This is a genomic window from Arthrobacter sp. SLBN-122 (genome assembly GCF_006715165.1).
Taxonomy (GTDB): domain Bacteria; phylum Actinomycetota; class Actinomycetes; order Actinomycetales; family Micrococcaceae; genus Arthrobacter.
Genome location: NZ_VFMS01000001.1, coordinates 1,117,482 through 1,141,251, shown reverse-complemented (window position 1 = coordinate 1,141,251; position 23,770 = coordinate 1,117,482). Strand labels below are relative to the sequence as shown.

At 67.3% G+C, this 23,770-nt stretch carries 22 protein-coding genes; 12 read left to right on the top strand and 10 right to left on the bottom strand.

The features are described 5' to 3' along the window. Nucleotides 1-36: 36 nt before the first annotated feature. The 4 genes from FBY36_RS05385 to acs form a co-directional block, all read right to left on the bottom strand. Nucleotides 37-951: a carbohydrate ABC transporter permease gene (locus tag FBY36_RS05385; protein WP_142117662.1), complete on the bottom strand. Its 915-nt coding sequence runs from the start codon at nt 949-951 to the stop codon at nt 37-39. Continuing rightward, entirely contained in the window at nt 948-1,913 is a 966-nt protein-coding gene (locus FBY36_RS05380) for a carbohydrate ABC transporter permease (protein WP_142117661.1), read from the bottom strand. The genes FBY36_RS05385 and FBY36_RS05380 overlap by 4 nt, the downstream gene beginning before the upstream one ends. A gap of 86 nt (nt 1,914-1,999) precedes the next feature. After that, nucleotides 2,000-3,310, bottom strand: a complete 1,311-nt coding sequence (locus FBY36_RS05375) for an ABC transporter substrate-binding protein (RefSeq protein ID WP_142117660.1) — start codon at nt 3,308-3,310, stop codon at nt 2,000-2,002. 203 nt (nt 3,311-3,513) lie between these two features. Next, nucleotides 3,514-5,535 carry an acetate--CoA ligase gene (gene acs, locus FBY36_RS05370; protein ID WP_142122503.1) on the bottom strand — a complete coding sequence of 674 codons (2,022 nt, stop codon included), beginning with the start codon at nt 5,533-5,535 and terminating at the stop codon, nt 3,514-3,516. Between the two features lie 407 nt (nt 5,536-5,942). On the opposite strand from acs, the gene FBY36_RS05365 reads away from it, so the two are divergent. Genes FBY36_RS05365 through FBY36_RS05355 form a run of 3 tightly spaced genes read left to right on the top strand, consistent with a single transcriptional unit; the run spans nt 5,943 to nt 8,877 of the window. Continuing rightward, the gene (locus FBY36_RS05365; protein WP_142117659.1) at nt 5,943-7,364 is read left to right on the top strand and encodes a hypothetical protein; all 1,422 of its coding nucleotides are present in this window, start codon (nt 5,943-5,945) and stop codon (nt 7,362-7,364) included. 44 nt (nt 7,365-7,408) lie between these two features. Next, nucleotides 7,409-8,203 carry an endonuclease III gene (gene nth / locus FBY36_RS05360; protein WP_142122502.1) on the top strand — a complete coding sequence of 265 codons (795 nt, stop codon included), beginning with the start codon at nt 7,409-7,411 and terminating at the stop codon, nt 8,201-8,203. Further along, nucleotides 8,200-8,877: an NUDIX hydrolase gene (locus FBY36_RS05355; protein ID WP_142117658.1), complete on the top strand. Its 678-nt coding sequence runs from the start codon at nt 8,200-8,202 to the stop codon at nt 8,875-8,877. The genes nth and FBY36_RS05355 overlap by 4 nt, the downstream gene beginning before the upstream one ends. 20 nt (nt 8,878-8,897) lie before the next feature. Here the strand turns inward: FBY36_RS05355 and FBY36_RS05350 are convergent, their stop codons facing one another. Together FBY36_RS05350 and FBY36_RS05345 are read right to left on the bottom strand one after the other, a co-directional pair. Next, complete coding sequence (locus tag FBY36_RS05350; RefSeq protein WP_142117657.1) at nt 8,898-9,089, bottom strand: YegP family protein; 192 nt, start codon at nt 9,087-9,089, stop codon at nt 8,898-8,900. 173 nt (nt 9,090-9,262) lie between these two features. After that, nucleotides 9,263-10,999: a bifunctional 3'-5' exonuclease/DNA polymerase gene (locus FBY36_RS05345; protein ID WP_142117656.1), complete on the bottom strand. Its 1,737-nt coding sequence runs from the start codon at nt 10,997-10,999 to the stop codon at nt 9,263-9,265. Between the two features lie 338 nt (nt 11,000-11,337). Here FBY36_RS05345 and ssd point away from each other — a divergent pair, with 338 nt between their 5' ends. The 7 genes from ssd to FBY36_RS05310 all read left to right on the top strand — a co-directional run bounded on the left by ssd (nt 11,338) and on the right by FBY36_RS05310 (nt 16,678). Beyond that, nucleotides 11,338-12,372, top strand: a complete 1,035-nt coding sequence (gene ssd, locus FBY36_RS05340) for a septum site-determining protein Ssd (RefSeq protein WP_235008937.1) — start codon at nt 11,338-11,340, stop codon at nt 12,370-12,372. Next, nucleotides 12,369-13,670 carry a TadA family conjugal transfer-associated ATPase gene (locus FBY36_RS05335; protein WP_200830445.1) on the top strand — a complete coding sequence of 434 codons (1,302 nt, stop codon included), beginning with the start codon at nt 12,369-12,371 and terminating at the stop codon, nt 13,668-13,670. Before ssd ends, FBY36_RS05335 begins: the two co-directional genes overlap by 4 nt. After that, the gene (locus FBY36_RS05330; RefSeq protein ID WP_142117655.1) at nt 13,667-14,461 is read left to right on the top strand and encodes a type II secretion system F family protein; all 795 of its coding nucleotides are present in this window, start codon (nt 13,667-13,669) and stop codon (nt 14,459-14,461) included. Before FBY36_RS05335 ends, FBY36_RS05330 begins: the two co-directional genes overlap by 4 nt. Then, complete coding sequence (locus tag FBY36_RS05325) at nt 14,458-15,063, top strand: type II secretion system F family protein (RefSeq protein WP_142117654.1); 606 nt, start codon at nt 14,458-14,460, stop codon at nt 15,061-15,063. The genes FBY36_RS05330 and FBY36_RS05325 overlap by 4 nt, the downstream gene beginning before the upstream one ends. 162 nt (nt 15,064-15,225) lie before the next feature. Continuing rightward, nucleotides 15,226-15,606: a DUF4244 domain-containing protein gene (locus FBY36_RS05320; protein ID WP_142117653.1), complete on the top strand. Its 381-nt coding sequence runs from the start codon at nt 15,226-15,228 to the stop codon at nt 15,604-15,606. Nucleotides 15,607-15,752: 146 nt separating this feature from the next. After that, nucleotides 15,753-16,196: a TadE family type IV pilus minor pilin gene (locus tag FBY36_RS05315; RefSeq protein WP_142117652.1), complete on the top strand. Its 444-nt coding sequence runs from the start codon at nt 15,753-15,755 to the stop codon at nt 16,194-16,196. Further along, the gene (locus FBY36_RS05310) at nt 16,193-16,678 is read left to right on the top strand and encodes an Rv3654c family TadE-like protein (protein ID WP_327436689.1); all 486 of its coding nucleotides are present in this window, start codon (nt 16,193-16,195) and stop codon (nt 16,676-16,678) included. Before FBY36_RS05315 ends, FBY36_RS05310 begins: the two co-directional genes overlap by 4 nt. 20 nt (nt 16,679-16,698) lie before the next feature. Here the strand turns inward: FBY36_RS05310 and FBY36_RS05305 are convergent, their stop codons facing one another. Both FBY36_RS05305 and FBY36_RS05300 read right to left on the bottom strand, forming a co-directional pair. Next, nucleotides 16,699-19,074 carry a DEAD/DEAH box helicase gene (locus FBY36_RS05305; RefSeq protein ID WP_142117651.1) on the bottom strand — a complete coding sequence of 792 codons (2,376 nt, stop codon included), beginning with the start codon at nt 19,072-19,074 and terminating at the stop codon, nt 16,699-16,701. A gap of 87 nt (nt 19,075-19,161) precedes the next feature. Then, nucleotides 19,162-19,854 carry a GNAT family N-acetyltransferase gene (locus tag FBY36_RS05300; protein ID WP_142117650.1) on the bottom strand — a complete coding sequence of 231 codons (693 nt, stop codon included), beginning with the start codon at nt 19,852-19,854 and terminating at the stop codon, nt 19,162-19,164. Nucleotides 19,855-19,986: 132 nt separating this feature from the next. Here FBY36_RS05300 and trhO point away from each other — a divergent pair, with 132 nt between their 5' ends. Then, nucleotides 19,987-20,883: an oxygen-dependent tRNA uridine(34) hydroxylase TrhO gene (gene trhO, locus FBY36_RS05295; RefSeq protein WP_142117649.1), complete on the top strand. Its 897-nt coding sequence runs from the start codon at nt 19,987-19,989 to the stop codon at nt 20,881-20,883. A 39-nt stretch (nt 20,884-20,922) separates the two neighbouring features. Here the strand turns inward: trhO and FBY36_RS05290 are convergent, their stop codons facing one another. Then, nucleotides 20,923-21,489, bottom strand: a complete 567-nt coding sequence (locus tag FBY36_RS05290; RefSeq protein ID WP_235008728.1) for a hypothetical protein — start codon at nt 21,487-21,489, stop codon at nt 20,923-20,925. Between the two features lie 50 nt (nt 21,490-21,539). Beyond that, nucleotides 21,540-22,031 (bottom strand): hypothetical protein, encoded by a 492-nt coding sequence (locus FBY36_RS05285; RefSeq protein ID WP_142117648.1) that lies wholly within the window; start codon nt 22,029-22,031, stop codon nt 21,540-21,542. A 43-nt stretch (nt 22,032-22,074) separates the two neighbouring features. On the opposite strand from FBY36_RS05285, the gene FBY36_RS05280 reads away from it, so the two are divergent. Next, on the top strand, nt 22,075-23,706 hold the full coding sequence (locus FBY36_RS05280; RefSeq protein ID WP_142117647.1) for a N5-glutamine methyltransferase family protein: 1,632 nt from the start codon (nt 22,075-22,077) through the stop codon (nt 23,704-23,706). Nucleotides 23,707-23,770 lie beyond the last annotated feature (64 nt).

Below are 23,770 nucleotides of genomic sequence, written 5' to 3'. Positions count from 1 at the left end.
TGGGGGAGCAGCGTCCCCGTCACAGTCCATCTTTACCTACCCCTTGCTGGAACCCAGCGTCAGGCCCGCAACAAACTGCCGTTGCAGGAGCAGGTAGATGACCAGGGTGGGAATCACGGTGATGACCGCTCCCGCGGCCAGGAGGTTGTAGTTGCTCAGGAACTGTCCCTGCAGGTTGTTGATCGCCGTGGTGATGGGGAGCCGGTTGCCGCTCTGGATGAAGAGGAGCGGCCAGAAGTAGTCGTTGTAGATGAAGATGACCTCAAGCGTGGCCAGTGCGGCGAACGCGGGCCTGCACAAGGGCATGATGATCTCCCGGTACTGCCGCCAGATGCCGGCACCGTCCACCAGCGCAGCTTCGGTCAGGTCTGCGGAGAGTGCCTTCATATAGTTGGACAGCACGAAGGTGCAGAACCCCATTTGGAACCCGATGTGGATGGCGATCACCACGATGTACGTATTGAGCAGGTTGCCGGAGTCGCTGAACGAATACGGCACCTCCAGGTGTTTGGCCATCTCGAAGAGGGGTGCTGCCAGGACCTGCGGGGGCAGGAGGTTGCCGGCCGTGAACATGATCAGCAGCGTGATGTTGAATTTCCAGTTCACCCGGCTGACGGCGAACGCCATCAGGGAGGCAAGGAACAGCGTCAGCAGGACGGAGGGGACGGTGATGATGACCGAGTTCCAGAAATAGGTGGCGAACCCGCCCTGGGTCCAGGCCTGGACGAAATTGTCGAAGTTGAACTCCCCGGCCACGCTGAAGTACCCATGCTCGTTGGTGGAGGCCACCGGCCGGAGCGCGGTGAAGAGGGCCCAGCCCAGCGGAACCAGCCACATGACAGCCATGGCCGCAAGGAAGATATGTGTCCCGTAGTGGCGCTTGGGCCGGCTGCCGGAGCGGGCCTGGTTGGCGGTGGCGTTCCCGGCGGCGCGGGCAGCGGTAATGCTCATGCTCGGTTCTCCTTGCCGAAGGTGCGGCTGAGGTAGAAAACGATGGGAACAAGCGAGATGACCAGCAGCACCACCGCCAGGGCAGATCCGACGCCGATCACCTGGCCCTCGCCCACCAGGTTCTGGATCACCAGGGCGCTGAGCATTTCCAGGCCGTTGGTGCCGCGGTTGATGACGTAGACGACGTCGAAGGCGCGGAGGGACTCGATGATGGTGATCACCACGATGACGATGTTGATGGGGCGCATGGCCGGGAAGACCACGCGGAAGAAGGTCTGGACGGCGCTGGCGCCGTCGATGGCCGCAGCTTCCTTCAGGCTCGGGTCCACGCCCTTCAGGCCGGCCAGGTACAGCAACATCACGTAGCCCGCATGGCGCCAGGTGGCTGCGATCATTGCCGCCCAGATGTTGACCGACGAATCTCCGAACCAGTCCACCGCCTTCGGTGTGCCGGCCGTACCCAGGAGGAAATTCAGGAGCCCGTTGTCCCGCTGGTAGAACAGCTGCCAGATGATGCCGATCAGGGCGAGGGACAGCATGACGGGAGCGAAGAAGATGCTTTGGTAGATCTTGCTGCCGCGGATGTTCTGGTCCAGGAGCACGGCCAGCAACAGGCCCAGCGGCGTGGCGATCAGTGCCAGGAACAGGAGCCACAGCAAATTGTGCTGGACCGCGGGCCAGAACGGTGGGTAGTCCTGCGAGATGAATTGGTAGTTTTCGGTTCCCGCCGGACGGATGTCCGCCAGGTCCAGCCCGTTCCAGCGGGTAAAGCTAAGTCCCACGGACATCAGCGTGGGCAGCCAGACGAGGGCCAGTTCGATCAGGGTGGGGATGCCGACCATCAGGGACAGGACCAGTTTGTCCCGTCCGGACAAACGGCGGACACGGCCGCCTTTGGCAGGCCGGGAGCCGGCGGGTTCCCGCGCTTCCGGCGGGATCAGTTCTTGTGCGGTGCTGCTCATGGAAATCTTTCCCTAGCTGGGGCCTGTGCAGGTGGGATGGACGACGGCGGAAGTCTCCTGCCGCCGTCGTCCTCCGTTTAAGGGGACTACTGCGCTGCGTAAAGGGTTTTGGCCTGCGCCTCAAGGTTCTTGACATCCACGCTGCCGTCCTTGATGAAGCTCTGCAGGGCAGGGATCATCACGTTGTTGGCCATGGCCGGCAACGCGTCGCGGTCAAAGAACTGGCTGATGTACTTGGCATCCTTGATGGTGTCCGCGCACTTCTTGTTGAGCGGCGTGAACTTTGAGGTGTCCGCGCCCTTGGCCGTTGCGATGTTCGAGTTGTCCACCTTGGCGTAGGCATCCTGGGCCTCGGGAGTGCCGAGGAACGCCAGGAAGTCCCGGGCGGCCTTGTTCTCGCCGCCCTTTTTCGAGAGCAGCAGGCCATCAATAGGTGCCTCGACCGCGTCCCGGCCTTCCATGGCGATCTCCGGGAAGGCGAAGAAATCGATGTCGTCCAGCACCGCGGGGTCGGTGAACTGCTGCGTGACGAAGGAACCAAGGAGGTACATGCCGGTCTTCTTTGCTTCCAGGGCCTTGGCGGCATCCTGCCAGGTCTGGCCGAGCGCCGCGGGGTCCTGGAACGGCAGGAGCGCCTTCCAGGTGTCAAAGACGGTGCTGACTTTCTGCTGGTCCCAGGATTCCTTGTGGGCGCAGAGGTCCACGTGGAACTGGTAGCCGTTCAGCCGCATGTTCAGGTAGTCGAAGGTGCCCATGGCCGGCCAGCCGTCCTTGTCCGCAAAGCCGATGGGAATGATGCCGTCGGCCTTCATTTTCGCGGCGAGCGACTTCAGCGCATCAAAGGTTTCCGGGACCTGGTAGCCCTTTTCGGCCCACAGGCTCTTCCGGTAGAAGAATCCCCACGGGTAGTTGTAGTTGGGCACGAAATACATCTTGCCGTCCGGGCCGGTGGAGGCTTTCTTCAGCGCATCGGAGTAGTTGCCGCCAATGGTCTGCCAGACGTCGTCAATGGGCGCGAGCAGTCCCTTCCCCGCGTAGTACTGCATGCGGTAGCCGGCAAACCAGGTGAAGGCGTCATCCGGTGAACCCTGCAGGTACGAATTGATCTTGTTCTGGAAATCGTTGTGGGGCACTACGTTGGTGGTGACCTTCTTGCCGGTCTTTGCCGTGAAGGCATCCGTGACGGCCTGGTACGCACGCTTGGGAACGTCATCGGAAGAACCGGATCCAAACGTCAGGCCGGAGGACTCCGAGCCCGTTGCCGACGGGCCACTGCCGCCGGTACATGCTGCCAGGAACGGGATGCCGGCCAGTCCGGCTGCCCCCACGCCGACTGTCTTGAGGATGGTCCGCCTGCTGGGAAACGCAGTTGCCGACGCATCGAACTTTGAAGCCATGTTCTCTCCCTTGAAAAATAGCCGGTGTGAGGCATCTCACACGCTGACTATAATCTTGCAAAAGCGAACATGGAAGAACTTTAAATAACAGTTTCGAGACTAGGACCTTTTGAATCGTCACAACGGCAAAATGGCCCCGCTTTCCCGCTGTGACGGGGGAAACGGGGCCATTCCGTGGTCCGCAAAGGGATGCTAAGCCACTGTTACTTTCTGAGCGACTGGGCGATCTGCTGCATGATCGTGGGATCGGAGAGCGTGGTGGCGTCGCCCGGGTCGCGGCCCTCTGCCACGTCCTTGAGGAGCCGGCGCATGATCTTGCCGGACCGGGTCTTGGGCAGCTCCGGCACCACCAGGATGTTCTTGGGCTTGGCGATGGGCCCAATCTCCTTGCCCACGTGGTTGCGCAGTTCCTGGACGGTGGCGTCACCGTTGTTCACAGCATCGCCACGGAGGATGACGAACGCGACGACGGCCTGGCCAGTGGTCTCGTCCGTAGCGCCCACGACGGCGGCCTCGGCCACGGCGGGGTGGCTCACCAGGGCGGATTCGATCTCGGTGGTGGAGAGCCGGTGCCCGGAGACGTTCATGACGTCGTCCACGCGGCCCAGCAGCCAGATGTCCCCGTCTTCGTCCTTCTTGGCACCGTCACCGGCGAAGTACATGTTCTCGAAGCGGGACCAGTAGGTGTCCTTGAACCGCTGCGGGTCCCCCCAGATGCCGCGGAGCATGGCCGGCCACGGTTCGCGGATGACCAGGAAGCCGCCGTGGCCGTTGGGGACCGATTCGCCCATCTCATCCACGACGTCCACGGCAATACCGGGCAGTGGAACCTGCGCCGAACCGGGCTTAGTGGCAGTGACGCCGGGGAGCGGGGCGATCATCTGCGCGCCGGTTTCGGTCTGCCACCAGGTGTCCACGATGGGCGCCTTGTCGCCGCCGATCACCTTGCGGTACCACATCCAGGCCTCAGGGTTGATGGGCTCGCCCACCGAACCCAGCACCCGCAGGGAGGAGAGGTCGTACTTCGCCGGGATCTCCGCGCCCCACTTCATGAAGGTGCGGATGGCGGTGGGGGCGGTGTAGAGAATGGAAACCTTGTACTTCTCCACGATCTCCCACCAGCGGCCCTGGTGCGGGGAGTCCGGGGTGCCTTCGTACATGACCTGCGTGGCCCCGTTGATGAGCGGCGCGTAGGCGACGTAGGAATGGCCGGTGACCCAGCCGACGTCGGCCGTGCACCAGTACACGTCCGTTTCCGGATGCAGGTCAAAGACAGCCCTGTGGGTGTAGGCGGTCTGGGTGAGGTATCCGCCGGTGGTGTGCAGGATGCCCTTGGGCTTCCCGGTGGTGCCCGAGGTGTACAGGATGTACAGGGGGTGCTCCGAATCGTGTCCCACGGCAGTGTGGTCGGGGGATGCGGCTTCAACCGTGTCCGCCCACCAGTGGTCACGGCCTTCCTTCCAGTCCACGTCCTGGCCGTTGCGCTTGACCACCACCACGTTCTGCACGGTGTGGCCGTCGTGGGCCAGGGCGTCGTCAACGGCGGGCTTCAGGGGGCTCGGCTTGCCGCGGCGGTAGGTGCCGTCGGCAGTGACAACGAGCTTGGCCTCGGCGTCCTCGATCCGTGACCGGAGTGCATCGGCGGAGAACCCGCCGAAGACCACGGAGTGGACCGCGCCAATCCGTGCGCAGGCCAGCAGGGTGATGACGGCTTCCGGGATCATGGGCAGGTACACGGCAACGCGGTCACCCTTGGCCACGCCCAGGGACTCGAAAGCGTTGGCTGCCTTCTTCACTTCTTCGGTCAGCTGGGCGTACGTGTAGGTGCGGGTGTCGCCGGGCTCGCCCTCGAAGTAAATGGCTACGCGGTCGCCTTTGCCGGCCTCGACGTGCCGGTCCAGGGCGTTGTAGGCGGCGTTGAGCTCGCCGCCCACGAACCACTTGGCGAACGGCGGATCGGACCAGTCCAGGGCCTGCGTGAAGTCCTTGCTCCAGGTCAGCAGTTCCCGTGCCTTCTTGGCCCAGAATGCCGGCCGGTCAGCATTCGCCTCGTCGTACTCGGCTGCGGTGACAACGGCGTCGGCAGCGAATTCAGGGGAGGGCGGGAAAGCCCGGGTCTCATTGAGCAGGTTCTCAAAGGCGTCGCCCTGGCGGCCTTCCTGTCCTGCCGGCTGGGCCGAAGCGGACGGAACGGTGGCCGTGGAGCTGGGGGTGTCCTGGGACATGTGAACCTCATCATTCATCGATCTTTGCCGCGCGGGACGCCGCCACCGCATGGCCCGCCGTTCGCACGGCAATGGGCTTCAGCCGGGGCGGCATACCGCAAAGAGCTGTTCCGCAATCAAGCCTAATGCTTCCCGCGCACCGTCTGTGTGCGGCGTCACATGTACCACCGCGAGCGGCATTTTTTATGCGGTGAATGGCGTCTTCATGACTCGCCCGGCACGCGTGGAGACCTGCCCCAGCTAGTGATCAGCTTGGCCGTTGACTAGGCTGAGATGGAATTGTGACTTCACTTCGGACCCCTCCGGCGGGGCGCAAACAGTGCCTTGCCGGGCCCGGACCGCATGTCAAGACGGCACAGTTTTCGGGTCCGGACCGGGCCCGGTGCCGCCACGCTAAGGAGAGCAGAATGAACCAGCAGAGCTACGGCCAGCGAACGGGCCCGGATACCACGGCGGAAACCGGAGGATCCGGATCCGCCCTGGGAGCACCAGGGCACGCAACACCGGCCGGTAACGACGCCAAGGGGCAGTCTGCAGGGCAGAAGGCCGCTTCCGCAAAGATCGACCCGAACGCCAACCAGGCCGTGCTTGGTCCGTTCACCGTGCGGGACCTGGCCGTCTTCGCCGCCACCCTGGTCCTGTTCGTCGCATCCCTGCTTCCCCTCTTCGGCGCCAGGTATAACCTGTGGAACCTGAACAACCTGTTCTTCCTGGGACTGGGCATCATCCTGCCGCTGATCGCCAGCGCACTGTTCGCCGCCCGCCGCCTTGCACCCGCCACCAGGATCCGGGTGGGGTCGCTCTCGATCGACCAGTTCGCCTCCGTAGTGGCCTCCTTCGCCCTGGCCTTCTTCTTCCTGTCGGTTGCAGGCGGATATGCCACCAGCCTGCTGGTGGGGCTGATCGGCGCGCTCATCCTCTTCGCCGCCACCGTGCTCGGCCGCTTCCTGCCGTACCTCTCGGCCGACTTCAAGGACCGGCCTGAAGCGCCGGCCCACATCGTGGCACGCGAGGCCGCGGTCCCGGCCCGGAAGCCGCGGACCCCCAAAGCCCCCAAGCCCCAGTCCGGTTCCAACCAGTCCGGCTCCAACCAGTCAAAGGGCGGCTTCAAAGGCGGTGCCCTGTTCGGTGGCGCCGGAGCAGGTTCCTCCGCAGTCCAGCCGGGATCTTCCAGCCCCAACCATGAGCCGGCGCCTTCCGCCCACATGCCCGCCACCGCTGCCGTCCCCGTGACGGGTCCCCGCAGCGCTACCGCAGGAACCGCCAGTGCGGGCACCGGCGCGACAGCTGCCGGAGCCGGCACCGCCACCGCCGGCGCCGCCGCTGCCGGAGCGGCCGCCTCTGCCCCCGCGCCAACCGCTCCCGTATCAACCGCCCCCGAAGTCTCCGACCAGGAAGCCGGCACACCGCATACGGACGCTGGCCCGCCCACCCAGGCAGCCGACGTCGTCCGCCCTGGCCCAACCCCGGCAGCGGAGGAGACGCAGCACCCGGCAGCCCCTGCAGCCGGCGCTCCACAGGCGGCATGGGAACCGCCGGCCGCCACGGCCGTGCACCAGCAGGTCCGTGCCGAGCAGCCGATCGGGGCAACGGTGGATCCGTCAAGCCGCCACGACGAGGCTGACGGGCAACCGATCCATGAGGCGTTCTGGTTCGCCGTTGCCCAGCACCGCACCGCGTACGACCCCCGCACTGGTGCCCCTGCCTTCGTGATTGAACCCGGCGGATGGGTGCTGGCACTTGAGGACCGGGGCAACGAATTCCTGGTCCAGCACACGGACGGGCGGCTGGGCGTCCTGCGCGACCTCAGCAACATCGAGCGCGGCTGACGCCGGTGGCAGGGCCCCGCAGCAAGACCGGGCAGGCCACGGGGATGCCCGTGGTCTCGTCCGAATCCGTCCTGGCGCTGAAGCGGCGGGCACGGCGCATCCACCGGGCCCTGGCCGAAAAGTATCCGTACGCCCATGCGGAACTGGACTTCCGCAACCCGTTCGAACTGTTGGTGGCCACCGTGCTGTCCGCCCAGACCACCGACGTCACGGTCAACCAGGTCACCAAGGTGCTGTTCGCGCGCTGGCCCAATGCCCGGGCCTTGGCTGAGGCCGACCCCACGGAGCTGGAAACCATCCTCAAGCCCACCGGGTTCTTCCGCGCCAAAGCGAGTAACGTCCGTGCGTTGTGTACGCGCCTGGTGGACGACTTTGATGGCGAAGTCCCGGGGCGGATGGAGGATCTGGTCACGTTGCCCGGCGTGGGCCGCAAGACCGCCAACGTGGTGCTCGCCAACGCCTTCGGCATCCCGGGCATCTCCGTGGACACGCACTTCGCCCGGCTCGCCAAACGGTTTGGCTGGACCCAGTCCGAGGACCCGGTGCAGATCGAACAGGACGTGGCGGAACTGTTTGAGCGCAGGGACTGGACCATGCTGTCCCACCGGGTGATCTTCCACGGCCGCCGCGTCTGCCACGCCCGGAAGCCCGCCTGCGGGGCCTGTCCGGTCGCCAACTGGTGCCCCAGTTACGGGCTGGGGGAGACCGACCCCGGCAAGGCGGCCAAGCTCCTTAAATATGAACTTGCACCCGGCAGCGAGGCACTGCTGGAGCAGTACCTGTCGGAACAGCACCGGGCCGCGGAGATCCGGATGGCTTCCCAGACGAGGACTTCGTGAGCGCACGCGAAGACCTGGCCGGCCTGGTCCGGCGGGCGGAATCCGGAACGGCCGGCCCGCCTGATCCACGCTGGGCCGCGCTGACCGTTGATGCCGCCCGTGCCCGCAGGGCAGCCGTCCTGATGCTCTTCGGCGTGCTTGATGATGTCCCGGCAGCGTCCGGCAAACCGCTGGCGCCGGCGGACCTGGACGTCCTGCTCCTGGAGCGCGCCCACACCCTGGGCTCGCATCCCGGGCAGGTGGCGTTTCCCGGCGGCAGCATCGACCCGGGCGAAACGCCGGTGGCGGCTGCCCTGCGGGAAGCCGAGGAGGAAACCGGGCTGGACGCAGGCGGGGTGGAAGTCCTGGGCACGCTCCAGGACCTGGGCCTGGCCCACAGCAACTTCCTGGTGACGCCCGTGCTCGGGTGGTGGCATTCGCCGTCGCCGGTCCGGGTGGTGGACTACGGCGAGTCAGCGCAGGTGTTCCGCGTCCCGGTCAGGGACCTCCTGGACCCGGACAACAGGGTCATGGCCACCGTCCACCGGGCGGGCCGCACGTTTGACAGCCCTGCCTTCACCGTCAACGGCATGGTGGTGTGGGGATTCACCGGCATTGTCCTGAGCGGCCTCTTCGACCAGCTCGGCTGGTCCGTCCCGTGGGACCGCACCAGGCTGCACCCGATAGGGGTCTAGTTTTCAGGCCTGCTGCTGGCTCAGGCCTGCTGCTGGCGCAAATCCACCACGATCCCGGTGGCGGCATTCCCGCGCATGGCCTTGATCCCGTCGCGGAGCATGCTGAGGGATTTGAAGGTTGGGGACACCGCAACGATGTTGCCCTCGGCGTCGGTTAGCCTCAACCGGTACGACTCGTCGCCTGCACGGTGTATTTCAAATCTTCCCGCCATGGACGGGGACCTCCCTGGTATGCGTCGTTGCATCAGCGTGTGGACCGGTCTGCTTCAGTCGCCGCTTCGACTGTAACGTCCGTCACCGGGGGAGTATAGCTACCGCCCGGTAGGTTACTTTTGCGTCGCCAAGGGTACTGCCAGCCTCGGCAGCAGCATGCCCTTGCGCCCGGCTATTTGGCGAGGTCGTAGGAGTCGACGACGGCCATGCTCACCGGGAACTCCACAGGGATAGGGCCGAACAGCAGTTCCTTCGCCGCCTTCGCTGATTCCTCGATGGCCGTGATGCAGGCGCCGACGCCGTCTGCCGGCGCGTGCACCATCACCTCATCGTGCAGGAAGAAGGCAAGCTCGGCCCGGACACCCCCGCCGCTGCCACCGGTTCCTGCCGTCCGCAAGGCACGCAGCCGCCGTCGTAATTCTGCAAGCCAGCAGGCCGCCCAGTCCGCTGCCGAGCCCTGGACCACGTAGTTCCGGGTGAAGCGCCCGCGGGACCGGGCGATCGACTCTGCCCGCCGATGCTCCTCCGCCGTGGCCGAGCGCTGGCTCAGGAACCACTGCCCGGACGGCGGAGGGCTGCTGCGGCCCAGCCTGGTGGTCACCGTCCCGCCCGACTCACCAGTCCGTGCCGCGCGTTCCACAAAGTCCACGGCGCGCGGATAGATGCGGGTCAACTGCGGCATAAGCCGGCCCGCCTCGCCGGACGTGGCCCCGTACATGGCCCCCAGCAGCGCCATCTTCGCCTTGGCCCGGTCCCCGCCAAAGCCCTTGGCGGCAATCCCGGCATACAGGTCCTGGTCGCGCGCCGCCTCAGCCATTGACGAGTCCTGCGCGAGCGCAGCCAAAACGCGCGGTTCCAGCTGAGAGGCATCAGCCACGATGAGCTTGTGGCCGGGGTCGGCGTGCACCGCGCCGCGGACCTGGCGGGGGATCTGCAGCGCGCCGCCGCCACGGGAAGCCCAGCGCCCCGACACCACGCCGCCCACCACGTACTCCGGGCGGAACCTCCCGCCGTCCACCCAGGCATCCAGCCAGGCCCAGCCGTTGGCGGTATGGAGGCGGGAAAGCTTCTTGTACTCCAGCAGCGGCTCGATGGCTGGATGGCTGGACTCCCTGAGCTCCCACTTCCGGGTGCTTTTGACCTCGATCCCGTTGCGGTGCAGGGCACGCATCAGGTCCTGCGGGGAATCCGGGTTCAGCCCGGGTGAGTTGAGCAGGGTGCGCAGCTCCGCCGCCAGCGCCTCCAGCTTTACCGGGCGTTGGCCCATCGGCGGGCGGGGACCCAGATGGCTGGCCAGGATCTGTTCGTGCAGGTCTTCGCGCCACGGGACGCCGGCGTGCTGCATCTCCGCGGCCACGATGGCGGCCGCGGACTCCGCCGCGAGCAGCAGCTGGAGGCGGTTCCGACGGTTTTCCTCCGTGCCCACGGCGGCCAGCGCGGCCTGCTGGGCCGCGTATTCAGCCCGGATCTCCTCAAGCGTCCAGCCGGATGCCGGTGCCGCGGCGGGGTTGTCGAACAGGGCCCCCTGGTCCGCAGGGGGACGCGGTGGCTGCAGCGCCTTTGGCGGAAGCACGGGATCCTCCACCGGCATCCTGTCCGTGTTCCGGGCATAGTCAGTGTGGGCGCTGAACTGGGAGAAGGCCAGGATGTTGCCGCAAAGGGTGAGGTCATAGCAGCGTTCCACCTCCACCCGGGATGCGAGCAGCGCCGGGTACCAGTCCTGGGTCCGCTGCCAGATCCAGCGCGGCGGCTGGCCGCCGGGGCGCCGGGCTTCCAGCTCGCACACGACGCCGGCAAGGCCGCTGAGTGCCACGGTGCGGGGTTCAGGGTTGGCTGGCTGGGCGTGGCCCGCCTGCGTCAGTTCCTGGAGTGCCGCGCCGTGGGGGTGGGCGGCGAGCAGCAGGTACATGGTTCCATTCTGCCCTGCCGTTCGGTGTGCTTTGCCGTTCGGTCTGGCTTGCCCTCGAGGTGGTGGGTCAGCGGTGTCCGTGGTGCGGTTTGTCCACATACGGAGTTTGTTCCCTTAACCGGGTTGGGTGTCCGCGGCAGAGTGGCTCCATGAGCAGGCACCAGCTGAACGCATCCCCATCCGGACCGGGACAGGCCGCCGGCTCCTCCTGGCGGCCAACGGAGGTGGCGTCATCCGGCGCGGCCTGGCTGCCGGACAAGGTAAAACCTGATGGTTCAAAGCCTGATGGTTCAAGGCTTGGTGGTTCCCTGCCGGCCGGTTCGGGCGAGGTGCTGCTGGTGACCTCCTCCGGCGTCCTCCGGGCCGAAGTGGAGCGTATCGTGGCAGCCGCCGCTGCGCAGCTGCGCGTTGTGCCCGATGCTGTGGAGGCTGGACGCTATTGGGAAGCGGCGTCCGCCGTCCTGGTAGGCAGTGACGTGCGCGAACTGCCGCCGCGGCGGCACACACCTGCGGTCATGGTGGGCCTCGACGGTGAAGGGGACAGCCTCTGGCACCTCGCGGCTGCCCTGGGGGCGGAACGTGTTGCCGTGCTGCCGGATGCTGCTGCCTGGCTGGCCGACCATCTCAGCAGGTCCCGGTCGCCGGGCCCTGGCGGACTGGTCCTTGGCATCACGGGCGGCTGCGGCGGGGCCGGAGCCACCACCGCCGCCATCTGGATCGCGCAGGCGGCAGCAGGGCTGGGGGTGCGTGTCCTGCTCATCGACGGCGACCCATGGGGAGGGGGCCTGGAGTTGGCCCTCGCCGCCGAGGAAAACCCCGGGCTCCGGTGGCCGGACCTCGCTGAGGCCCGGGGAAGCATCGACCCCCTCCAGCTCTCGGATTCCCTGCCAGTCGCGGGAGGCTTTTCCTTCCTGTCCTGGCCTGCCACCCGGGAGCAGCCCCTTCCTGTCGCCGCCGCCGCAGCAGCCGGTGTGCTTGACGCGGCCCGCCGTGGCTATGAACTGGTCCTGCTCGACGTGGGGAGGGGTGCAGAGCCGCTCCATACGCTGGCGTGGGACTGCGACCGGATCCTGATGGTGGTGCCCGCCCAGCTGAAGGCGGCAGTGGCGGCGGTGCGCCTGCTCCAGGAGCTTCCGCCGGTGGAGGCGGCCCTGTTGGTCCGGGGCCGGCCCGGTTCTGCCCTGGACAGTGCGCTGATCGCTGATGCTGTAGGGCTGCCGGTGCAGGGCCGGATACCTGAACTGCGCGCCGTTGCAGGAGCAATGGAATCCGGCCGACTGCTGGACTTGGGGAAGTGCCGGAATATCCGGCGCTTTGCTGCCTCTGCGCTCGATTGGCTAGGCGAGGACCTGACGGTGGGAGACATGGCATGAGGCGCGCGGCGGGCAGTCCGCCGGCTCCGGCCGGTGAAACGGGCAGTGCAGCGGCGGCGGGAGGCCTGGGTTCACGGCGCAGCACCCGCGTCCTGGAAGCGCACCAGGCAGCCCGCCCGGTGGGCAGCAGGGAAACAGCCGGCGCCAGGAGGGTCGATTCCGGGCTGCTGGAATCCGTCCGGGAGTCCATGATGGCTGAGGCGGGAGCCGTGACGCCGTCACGCGTCGCGGCGGCAGTCCAGGCCACCGGCAGGCTGTTGGGCACCGCTGGTTCCCTCGCCGCGGTGGAGCGGATCAGCGCCGAACTGAACGGACTGGGGCCGTTGCAGGAGCTCACCCGGGACCCCGCAGTCACGGACATCTTCGTCAACGCTCCCGGCTCCGTCTGGGTGGACCGGGGCCGCGGGATCGAGCGGGTTCCCGTCCTGTTCGACGGCGAGGCCCAGTTGCGGGCGCTGGCCTGCAGGCTTGTTGCTGCGGGCGGGCGCCGCCTGGATGACGGTTCACCCTGTGTCGATGTCAGGCTTGCCGGCGGCTACCGTGTCCATGCCGTGTTGCCGCCGGTTTCCACGTCCGGGACGCTGCTGAGCGTGCGGATCCGCAGGGAGCGGGTCTTCAGCATGGAGGAGCTGCGGTCCGGTGGAATGTTCGGTCCGGGATTGCAGGCCGTGCTGGAGAAAGTAGTGGAGCGGAGGCTGAGCTTCCTGATCAGCGGGGCCACGGGCTCAGGGAAGACCACCCTGCTGTCCACCTTGCTGGGCCTGTGTTCGGCGGAGGAACGGCTGGTCCTGATCGAGGACGCGTCCGAACTGAATCCTGTCCATCCCCATGTGGTCGCCCTGGAATCACGCCACGGAAACCTTGAAGGCGGCGGGGCAGTGGATTTGGGTGAACTCGTCCGGCAGGCATTGCGCATGCGCCCGGACAGGCTGGTGGTGGGCGAATGCCGGGGCGCGGAAGTCCGCGAACTCCTCACCGCGATGAACACCGGGCACAGCGGCGGCGGAGGCACCATCCACGCCAATACGGCAGCAGCAGTCCCCGCCAGGCTCAACGCCCTCGGGGCGCTCGCAGGGCTGGGACCCGAAGCCGTGCGGCTCCAGGCTGCCAGCGCCCTCGATGTTGTCATCCATGTGGGCAGGACGCTCCGGGGCAGGGAAGTCCTGTGCGTAGGACTCATTGCCGACGGCCCGGAGGGATTGAGGGTGGTGCCGGCCCTTGAAGAATCAGGTGCGCGGGCCCCGGGCTGGCCTGCCCTGGCGGCCCGTTTGGGGATGGACCCGGGGGACATCCTGTGACGGTCCTCCTCTGTGCGCTCCTGGGCACCGCTGTGGTGCTGCTCCTCAAGCCGCCCCTGAATGCCGCCTACAGGTTGCGCTCAACGTGCGGCAAAAGCATGAAGGCGACCGGAGGCCGGAGAAACCGGATACGGCCTCCGGGCAGCCACGCCGGCAGGGGTACCGCAGGAATGCGTGGACCCGGCCTGACCCTGGTGGTTCAGCAATTGGCGGCGCTGCTCAAAGGCGGACGAACACCGGGGCGGCTGTGGGACGAACTGTGGACTGTATACGGAACCCCTGATGATCGGCAGGGGCAGCACCCGGCATTCCCGTCCCCGGTGCTGTCAGGTGGTTCACTTGCAGTCCTGGCCTCCGCACGCGCGGCTGCGGCAACCGGAGCCCCTGTTTCGGAGGCCATCCGGCGTGCTGTTTCCATTGCGTTCCCGCGCAGGGGCAGGGAAGCCAGGACCTGGTCTGAGCTTGCTGCCTGCTTCGACATCGCCGAAGCCAGCGGATGCCCGCTCGCCGACGTGCTGACCAGGTTCGCTGCCCAGCTGGAAGCGGAGGACGATGCGGACGCAGCCAGGCAGACCGCTCTCGCTGGCCCCAAAGCCACAGTCCGCCTCCTGACCTGGCTTCCGGCGATGGGTCTTGGACTGGGCGCCGCCTTGGGCGTGGACCCGCTGGCCACCCTGCTGGGGACACCCCTGGGGCTGGCCGCGCTGTTCGGCGGCGTGGTGCTCACGGCAGCCGGGAGGGCCTGGTCCGCCCGGCTTGTTTCGGTGGCTGCAGGGGCAGGAGTGCCATGACACCGGGTTGGCCCCCGGGCCTGGCGCTGTTCCTGCTGCTCGGCGCAGCTGTCTGGCTTGCATGTTCAGGGCCCGACCGGTCGCGTCACCGGCTCCGTCACCTGTTTCACGCCGCACCAGGAACACAGCGGACGGCCGCCGCCGAGGGGCCGGAGGGTGAGCGCAGTACTGGCCTGAAGGATACGGCCATGATGCTCGAACTCGTCGCGGCGATGCTCGACGCCGGCGCGGGCATCGGGCGCTCGCTGGAACTGGTGGCTGCCTCAGCCGTGCCCCAATACAGGGACTCCCTGCGGCCCGTGGTCTCGGCGCTCGCCATTGGTGCCGACTGGGAAACAGCGTGGCGCAGCTCTGCCGTTCGGCTCCCGGAAATCCTGGAACTCAGGGATGCGCTGGGCTTCGCCGCACTCACGGGGGCGCCGTCGTCCGCAATCCTCTACGCCCAGGCCGCCAGGCTTCGCCGGGAACGCTTCAGGGCCGCGGAAAAACGGGCCGCTTCGCTGGGCGTGAAGCTGGTGGTTCCGCTGGGATTGTGTTCCCTTCCCGCTTTCATTTGCCTTGGCGTCGTCCCGGTCCTGCTGGCCCTGGTGCCATCCGGCTGACCCACAGCTGCCGTGCCCGGAACTGAGCGCCGGTCCCTTCCTCCACAAGGCTGAATTGCCCACCTTTTCCACTTAGCCCATCCACCCACTTACCCACTCCCGCGGGGCCGGGAAGAGTCAAGACAGCCGGGAAGAGCACCGGCACAACGGAAAGGAAACCACATGTACATCAACCACCACCGCCGCCACTACACCGCCGGAACCTCCGCGCTCGCCGCATCCGGCCTGAAGCCCGGACAACGGGACAGCAGCCGGCCAGGCACCAACAGGGCACCGTACGCTTCCGCCTCTTCCCTTGCCCCCAAAGCTTCTGTCCCCGCAGTCAGCAAGGTCGTGGAGCTCTATCCCGGTTCGGGCGGTACCGGAACTCAGGTCCGGCGCGGGGGGCTGCTGGGTTCACAGGCCGGTATGGCCACTGCCGAGTACGCCATCGCCACCCTCGCCGCAGTCGGATTCGCGGGGCTGCTTGTGTTCATTCTCCGCAGCGACGAGGTGCGTGGCTTCCTCCTCAACCTCATCCGGACCGCCCTGGCGCTGCCGTGACGGCTAAACCGGCCCGGCTTCTTCTCCCTGGAGCCCTCGATTCCAGGACCCTCGGTTCCAGGTCCGTCGAAGCAAGTCCCGTCGAAGCCAGTTCCTTGGAAGACGGGAACCTGAAAGCCAGGTCCTCGGAAGACGGGACCGGCCGTATGGCCAGCGGCAAAGGGGACCACGGACCAACAGCCTCTGGTGCAAACGCACGGGGTGCCGTCACTGCGGAGTTCGCCGTGGCACTGCCGGCCGTGCTCGCACTGCTGGCCATGCTGCTGGCCGGAGCCGCCGCGGGGATGACGCAACTGCGCATCGAGGAGGGAGCCCGGGCCGGTGCCAGGGCGCTGGCCCGGGGCGAGGACCCGGCGGCAGTAGAACGGACAGTGAGGACGCTGGCCGGCAGTTCGGCCGCTGCGTCGGTCGCTGCCGACGGTGAATGGTTCAACGTCACCGTTACGGACCGGGTGCCTGGACCATTAGGAGCATCCATCCCCTGGACCCTCACGGCACGTGCGGCAACGCGGAGCGAAACAGCGGGGACCGGTGCCGGCAGTGCTACTGGTGGCGTCGGCGGCCCGGCGCACGGCCGGGCAGTCAGATGATGGGCAATGCTGAATGGCGGTATCACGTCAAGGGGCGGGGCAACGCCGTCGTGGTCCTGAAGTACGCCGCCGCCGGGTTGCGCCATCCCGCAGTCGGGCGCAGTCATCGCACCGCGGGCAGGTGCGGGCCGGGGACTCGTGATGGACGCGAACGCGGTTCCGGGACTGTCCTGGCCGCTGGGCTGGCACTGGTGGTCATGACGGCCATGGCCGTCATGCTGCTGCTGGCGCAGTCGGCGGTGCTGGCCAGCAGGGCGGCAGCGGCCGCGGACCTGGCGGCCCTTGCCGCAGCCGATGCCCTTCGCGGCATCACCACGGGTGAGCCCTGCAGTGTCGCCGCGGAGGTGGCCGCCCGCCACGCCGCCACGGTTCTTAACTGTTCAGAGGGCGTGGGCCAGACCGTTGAGGTGCGGACCGAGCTGGTGGATTGCTCGCTGCTGGGTGCCGCAACCGGCCGTGCCCGGGCAGGGCCTCCGCCGTAGTGGTCATGCCAGGAGCGGGGTCAGCTCCTGGCCTCCACATCCAAAAGGGTGGTCTCGGAGGCGTCCTTGAGCAGGACGTCCAGCAGGGTCACCGCGGCGGCCTTGTCCAGCGGGTTGTTCTTGTTTCCGCACTTGGGGGACTGCACGCAGGACGGGCAGCCGGAGTCGCACTCGCAGGCCTTGATGGCGTCCCTGGTTGCTGCCAGCCACACCATGGCCTTGTCGAAACCCCGTTCAGCAAAGCCGGCCCCGCCGGGGTGCCCGTCATACACAAAGATGGTGGGCACCCCGGTGTCCGCGTGCAGCGCCGTGGAGACCCCGCCGATGTCCCAGCGGTCGCTGGAGGCGACGAGGGGGAGGAGCCCGATCGCCGCGTGCTCCGCGGCATGCAGTGCACCGGGGAACTGGGCTTCGATGAGGCCGGCCCCCGTGAGGGAACGGTTGTCCACCACGAACCACACTGCCTTGGTGAAAAGTTCGCGGGCACCCAGCTCAAGCGGCTCCTCGCCCAAAACCTCATTGGAAATCAAGGCCTTCCGCTGGAAGGAGACAACCTGCGTGGTCACCTTCACGTCACCGAAGTGGACGGTCACATCACCCCACTGCATGGTCCGCACGGTGTCCAGGACCTCGATCTGGGTCACGTCTCTTGCCGTGGTGTAGTAGTCGGGGTTTGCCCGCCGCACCATGACGCAGTGGTCGTCCTCGTTCAGGTCCTCCACCACATACGTGTCACCCTGGTGGACGTACACAGCGCCTGTATGTGCCTGGTAATGGGTCTGGGGCGAGTCCATCGTGCCCAGCAGGGAGCCGGTCTCGGCGTCGACGATGCTGACCGGACCTCCGCCGTCGGCCCGGAGATTAACCATGGCCGCAGCGCTCTGCGAGTGGGTCCAGAACCAGCCGGCAGGCCGCCGCCGCAGGTAGCCCTGCGCCACCAGCCGGTCCAGGAGCATCTCGGCGGTTCCCCCGAAAAGGTCCAGCTCCGCCGGTCCCAGGGGGAGTTCCGCCGCCGCGGCACAGAGGTGTGGTCCGAGCACGTAGGGGTTGGACGGGTCAAAGACCGTGGCCTCCACCGAGACGTCGAAAATGGCCTCGGGGTGGTTCACCAGGAAGGTGTCCAGCGGATCGTCACTGGCCACAAACGCGGCGATGGCATCCTGGCCTGCCCTGCCGGCCCGGCCAATCTGCTGGAAGAGCGAGGCCCTGGTGCCGGGCCAGCCTGCCACCAGGACTGCATCGAGGCCGGAGATGTCGATCCCCAGCTCCAGGGCGGACGTGCTGGAGACGCCCAGCAGCTGGCCGGAACGCAGGGATTTCTCCACTGCCCGGCGTTCCTCCGGCAGGTATCCCGAGCGGTAGGCGGCCACCCGCTGCGGCAGGCTGGGATCCACCTCGTCAAGGAGCCGCTTGGTGATGGCCGAAATGGTTTCGGCACCCCGGCGGGACTTGATGAAGGCGATGGTACGGATCCGGGCGGACACCAGGTTGGCCAGCAGGTCCGAGGTCTCGGCCACTGCCGTCCGGCGCTGTTTAGCCCCGTTCTCGCCGCGGACCTCGGTCAGCGCCGGTTCCCAAAACGCCACAGTGGTGGCGCCGTGGGGTGAGCAGTCCTGGGATACCGCCTTCACCGGGGCACCAATGAGGCGTGCGAAGGAGACATCGGGCTCGGAGGCGGTTGCGGATGCCGCAATGAATACTGGTTCCGGGAAAGAGGTTCCCGCCCCGTAGTACGCACAGATCCGGCGGAGCCGCCGCATGAGGTTGGCCACGTGTGATCCGAACACGCCCCGGTAGCTGTGCGCCTCGTCCACAATGACGTAGCGCAGCCGGCGGAAGAACCCGGCCCACCAGGCGTGGTTGGGCAGGATGCCGAAGTGCAGCATGTCCGGGTTGGCCAGGATGAAGTTGGCGTGGTCCCGGATCCAGCGGCGGGCGGCCGGATCGGTATCGCCGTCATAGGTTTCCGCCCGGACCGTGGGCAGCTTCAGGGCGCGGATGGCGTTCAGCTGGTCGGCGGCCAGCGCCTTGGTGGGGGACAGGTACAGGGTGACGGCGCCGTCGTCGTGGATCTTTCCCGGGTCTGCGAGCACCCGCAGTTCGGAGCGGTGGATCGCGTCAAGCGCCGGCAACTGGTACGCCAGCGACTTCCCGGACGCGGTTCCGGTGGCCACCACCACATGCGCCCCGGAGTGCGCCGCATTGGCCGCGTCCACCTGGTGCCGGTAGGGCTCGCGGATGCCCAGCGACCCGTACGCCTCAGCAATGTCCGGGTGCACCCAATCGGGCCACGGCGCGTGGATTGCCTCCCGCGCCGGTATGGTCCGGACATGACGGAGCTGTTCCGGTTCCGGGCCGCGGCCCAGCAAAGGAATCAGGGAGTCATGGGGATTCACCCCACCATTCTTTCATCCGGTGCTGCGGGCCGGGCACGCGGTTCGCCAACGGGAAAACAGCACGGGGCGTACTTCCGCCGGGGCGGCTTAGCTCAGCGAGAGATCCGATCCGTCATGGGACGCCGAGAGCATCAGGACCCGCGCAACGGTTGTCCAGCCAAGGTGCGAATAGAGCTTTTGCCCGTCCCTGGACGCCAGAAGGAGGCCGCTGCGGACATCGTGCCCGGAAGCCTGGGCCGCCAGGGCGCGCATGATGAGGCTGCCCAGGCCCCTGCGCTGGAAGGCCGGCTCCGTAATGATCTTGTCGAACACCGCGGTGTCACCCACCACGAACACCCGGCCGCTGGCCGCCACGGCGTCTCCGGACCTGACCTCGGCGTAGTGGACGCCATTCTGTTCGGAAGTGGACAGCCTCAGATCGTCGTCGGAAAGCCAGGGGTCCTCAGTGTCCTGGGTCTCCATGTCCACGATCATCATCGTCTGGGAGTCGGAGGTGACGTTGAGCCCATGCCGGCCTGCCATGGCCGCATACCGGGAGGGATCGTTGGTGAGGACGGTCAGTACCTTGGCGGGGGATGCTGCCGTCCTGGCAGCCAGCGCGGCGAACTCGTCTTCAGTTGGTTCTGACGCGAAGACTTCCCATTCGCCGCTGGTATCAGTCCGGAGCGCGGCAGGGAAGCGGCCCTCGGTGGTGGTCTGGTAGCCGCGACACCCGGCCCAGCCCGCAACCCACACCTCGAGCAGGCCAGTGATGTCTTCAACCAGGGTTTCCGGACTCATGGCAAGAGACTATTCCAGCCCGATCGCCAGCAACAGGGGGTAGGGAAGTGCTTATGCAATCGTAATGAGGCCAGTCCTCCCGCCGTTGTGGAGCAGGACCAGGCCGCCACGGCAGCCGGTACCCTTAAATGCGTGGCTTTGAACAAAATTGTGCTCTTTTACGGCTTCACCCCCATCGCTGATCCGGACGCCGTCCGGCTCTGGCAGCGCGCCCTCTGCGAGAAGCTGCGCCTCACCGGGCGCATCATCATCTCCAAGGACGGAATCAACGCCACGGTCGGTGGGGAAATCGGCGCGGTTAAGCAGTATGTCAAGACCACCCGCGAGTACCCCGGGTTCCGGGGAATCGACGTCAAATGGTCCGACGGCGGCGCGGAGGATTTCCCGCGGCTCAGCGTGAAGGTGCGGGACGAGATCGTCTCCTTCGGCGCACCGGGAGAACTCACGGTTGATGCCAACGGCGTGGTGGGCGGCGGCAAACACCTGAAGCCCGAAGAACTGCACCAGCTCGTGGACGCCAGGAAGAAGGACGGGGAGGATGTGGTCTTCTTCGACGGCCGCAACGCGTTTGAAGCGCAGATAGGCCGCTTCAAGGACGCTGTGGTCCCGGACGTCGCCACCACCCACGATTTCATCAAGGAACTCGACTCGGGAAAATACGACTCCCTGAAGGACAAGCCGGTGGTGACCTACTGCACCGGGGGCATCCGCTGCGAGGTGCTCTCCAGCCTGATGGTGAACCGCGGCTTTAAAGAGGTGTACCAGCTGGACGGGGGCATCGTCCGGTACGGGGAAGCCTTCAAGGACCAGGGCCTTTGGGAAGGCTCGCTCTATGTCTTCGACAAACGCATGCACCTGGAGTTCAGCGAGGACGCCAAGACCATTGGCGAGTGCGCCCGTTGCTCCGCGCCCACCAGCAAGTTCGAGAACTGCTCAAACCCCAGCTGCCGCTCCCTCACGCTGTACTGCGAAGAATGCGCGGCCAGCCCCGAGACGCTCCGCTGCCCGGAAGGCTGCGCCGCAGCCTGAGCCCCGGCCCGCCATAAGCCTGCCGGGTCCACGCGGGCATCATCCCAGCCGGTACACACGGAACGCGTAGTTGGCCGCGGTCCTGGCTTCCACCCTGACCGTCAGGACGCTGTCCGTGGACACGTAGATAACGTTTTCACGGTTGATGCCGCAGCGCAGGCCCAGGTCCACCAGGGTGAGGGTCTCGGTGCGCACCGTGAAGGTCACCCGGCGCTGGCTCCGGCAGGCGATGGCCAGGATGTACGTTCCGGTCTTCAGGACCGGTGACGAGATGATCCGCACCTCAGCGGCAGCAAGGAGCCCGGCATCTGCCTGGACCACGGGGCCGGTGCTGTCCGGAAGCGCCCGCGACACCCAGTCGCCCAGTTCCGCGTCGCTGACCGGGTCCTGCTGCAGGGGGTCCCGGGTGAAGGCCGGTGCCGGGGCAATGGTGGCGGTGCCCTGCACGGTGCCGGCCCGGGCGTCGTCGTACGTATATTCGCAGCCCGCCAGCGCACCTGCCGCAAGCACCAGCGCAAGGACGACGGCGGCCGGGGGCTTCGTTGCCGGCGGCACCCGTGCTGTCCCTTGGGAAAGGGGCGCGGAGAACCTCCGCACACTGGGCATAGTCAGACTTTATGCCCGCAGCGGGCGGCGGGCCATAGCCGGAACGGGCGTTATTGCGTGCGCACCAGCCGGTAGGCGTAGAGCAGCGGAGCGTCCACGCTGGAGCTGCTGATTTCGACCCGTCCGGCGGCGGGAAGGCTGATCCTGGTGGTCTCCTGCCGGCCGTTGCATGCGGCCCCGGCTTCGGCCACGGGCTTGCCGTCCAGCGACACCGCGAAGAAGGCCTTCCCCGCTCCGTCACAGACAGCCGTGAGCGTGTAGCTTCCGGCAGGAACGTTTGCGGCATCCTGCACAATACGGTCCCGGTTGAGGATCTTGCCCGAGTCCTGAAGCACAACAGCAGCCGGTGACGATGGCAGGGCGGTTGCCCGCCACTTCGGCACATCCGCGTTTTCCACGGAAGACACGGGCGAGCACCCGGCCACAGCCAGGCCGAGGACCGCGGCAAGCACCGTCCCCGCCAGCGTTGTCCCCGGCAGCGGACGGCGAAGTGCAGCAGCTGCCGTGCGGGCGCGCGGAAGGAGGGCAAGGCGGGAAGGCATGGCTCCACCGTACCCCGCAGGCACGCCGGACTAAACTTGAGCGGTGCCTAGATCCCCTTACGAGTTCACCGCCGGCAACACCCCCGACGCTCCCCGCAGCGACCTTCCCGGCCTGCTGGCGGCGCTCGCCGCAGACCTGCGCCGCCTCGAGTACACGCTGGACGGCGTGGCCGGGCTGCTGGGCCCTACGGCCTCCGCGGCACTGAGCCGGGACCAGATCATTCCCGCGCTGCTCGCTGCCGAGCGGGCAGTGAAGGAGGACAACGGGGTGGCCCCGCTTGCCGCCGTCGTCCGCCTCTGGCTCCTCGCCGAGCCCCAGGAACGGGAAACGCTCGACGCCGCGCTGCCGGACACAGGCGTTGAAGGCCTCCTTGAGCTCGGGCTGGTGCAGCCCGTACCCGGCTCGGGCCTGCTCACCGCCAAGGCGGACCTGCGGCCGTACGGCTGGGACAGGAATGACGACGGCACCGGCGGTGCCGAGCTCTGGGTGGCCAGCGACCTCGCGGCGCATCAGCAGGCGGGAGTGCTGCGGCACGACCACGTCCTGGGCATCGGGCAAGCATCCACCACCCTGGTGCAGACCACCGTCCGCCGCCACACCGAGCGCGCCCTGGACCTGGGGACCGGCTGCGGCATCCAAGCCTTCCATCTGCTGCACCACTGCCAGCATGTGACCGCCACCGACATTTCCGCGCGCGCCCTGGCCTACGCCCGGTTCAACATCCTGCTTAACGCAGAGGCGCTGTCCGTCGACCCGGACCGCCTCGAAGACCGGGTGAGCCTGCGCCTCGGTTCGCTCCTGGAGCCCGTGGCCGGTGAGGAATTCGGGCTGGTGGTCTCCAACCCGCCGTTCGTCATCACTCCGCGCAGTGCGGGGGAGGATGCAGCGGACCGATTCACCTACCGCGACGGCGGCCTGCCGGGCGACGGGATCGTTTCAGCCCTGGTGGCGGACCTGCCCGGCATCCTGGCACCCGGCGGGTCGGCCCAGATGCTGGGGAACTGGGAAGTTCCAGCCGGTGCCGGCTGGGACGAGCGGCCACAGTCATGGATACGGCCGGGGACCGACGCCTGGTTTATCCAGCGCGAGCAGGTCAGCCCCGAACAATACGCCGAAACCTGGCTGCAGGATGCCTCGGAGTCCCGGGACCGGCAGCACTACCGCGACGCCTACGCCGCCTACCTTGAAGACTTCGCCTCCAGGAATGTGGCGGGAATCGGATTCGGCATGGTGTGGCTGCGGCGTCCCGCTGCCGGCGACGGGGCCGCCATCAGCCGTTTCGAGGAAATCACCTACCCCATCGAGCAGCCCATCGGACCCCACTTGGGCGCCGCCGTCGAACGCAGCGACTGGCTGGCCGGGCACGACCTTGCCGGCACGCACCTGCTCGTGGCGGACGACGTCACCGAGGAGCGCCACCAGCGCCCCGGCGCCGAACACCCCGGGGTGATCCTGCTCCGGCAGGGCGCCGGGCTGCGCCGGACCAATCTGATGAGCACCGAACTGGCAGGCTTTGTGTCGGCGTGCGACGGCGACCTGACCGCCGGGCAGATCGCCGCCGCTTTGGAGGCCCTCCTGGGTGGAGACGCCGGGTCCTTCCAAGGTGCGCTGCTCGCCGACGTGGCCAACCTGGTCCGCGACGGCTTCCTCATTCCGGCAGCGGTTCCGGCCTGACGGCAAGCCCCACAAGCGCTCGCCGGAACCGGCATCTTTTCCACAGGAATGCGCACGATTCCCC

Bases quoted from the DNA above. Each gene is read 5' to 3' on its own strand.
- FBY36_RS05385 (WP_142117662.1), bottom strand. From the start codon at position 951: ATGAGCATTACCGCTGCCCGCGCCGCCGGGAACGCCACCGCCAACCAG.
- FBY36_RS05380 (WP_142117661.1), bottom strand. From the start codon at position 1,913: ATGAGCAGCACCGCACAAGAACTGATCCCGCCGGAAGCGCGGGAACCC.
- FBY36_RS05375 (WP_142117660.1), bottom strand. From the start codon at position 3,310: ATGGCTTCAAAGTTCGATGCGTCGGCAACTGCGTTTCCCAGCAGGCGG.
- acs (WP_142122503.1), bottom strand. From the start codon at position 5,535: ATGTCCCAGGACACCCCCAGCTCCACGGCCACCGTTCCGTCCGCTTCG.
- FBY36_RS05365 (WP_142117659.1), top strand. From the start codon at position 5,943: ATGAACCAGCAGAGCTACGGCCAGCGAACGGGCCCGGATACCACGGCG.
- nth (WP_142122502.1), top strand. From the start codon at position 7,409: ATGCCCGTGGTCTCGTCCGAATCCGTCCTGGCGCTGAAGCGGCGGGCA.
- FBY36_RS05350 (WP_142117657.1), bottom strand. From the start codon at position 9,089: ATGGCGGGAAGATTTGAAATACACCGTGCAGGCGACGAGTCGTACCGG.
- FBY36_RS05345 (WP_142117656.1), bottom strand. From the start codon at position 10,999: ATGTACCTGCTGCTCGCCGCCCACCCCCACGGCGCGGCACTCCAGGAA.
- FBY36_RS05335 (WP_200830445.1), top strand. From the start codon at position 12,369: ATGAGGCGCGCGGCGGGCAGTCCGCCGGCTCCGGCCGGTGAAACGGGC.
- FBY36_RS05325 (WP_142117654.1), top strand. From the start codon at position 14,458: ATGACACCGGGTTGGCCCCCGGGCCTGGCGCTGTTCCTGCTGCTCGGC.
- FBY36_RS05320 (WP_142117653.1), top strand. From the start codon at position 15,226: ATGTACATCAACCACCACCGCCGCCACTACACCGCCGGAACCTCCGCG.
- FBY36_RS05315 (WP_142117652.1), top strand. From the start codon at position 15,753: ATGGCCAGCGGCAAAGGGGACCACGGACCAACAGCCTCTGGTGCAAAC.
- FBY36_RS05310 (WP_327436689.1), top strand. From the start codon at position 16,193: ATGATGGGCAATGCTGAATGGCGGTATCACGTCAAGGGGCGGGGCAAC.
- FBY36_RS05300 (WP_142117650.1), bottom strand. From the start codon at position 19,854: ATGAGTCCGGAAACCCTGGTTGAAGACATCACTGGCCTGCTCGAGGTG.
- FBY36_RS05290 (WP_235008728.1), bottom strand. From the start codon at position 21,489: ATGCCCAGTGTGCGGAGGTTCTCCGCGCCCCTTTCCCAAGGGACAGCA.
- FBY36_RS05285 (WP_142117648.1), bottom strand. From the start codon at position 22,031: ATGCCTTCCCGCCTTGCCCTCCTTCCGCGCGCCCGCACGGCAGCTGCT.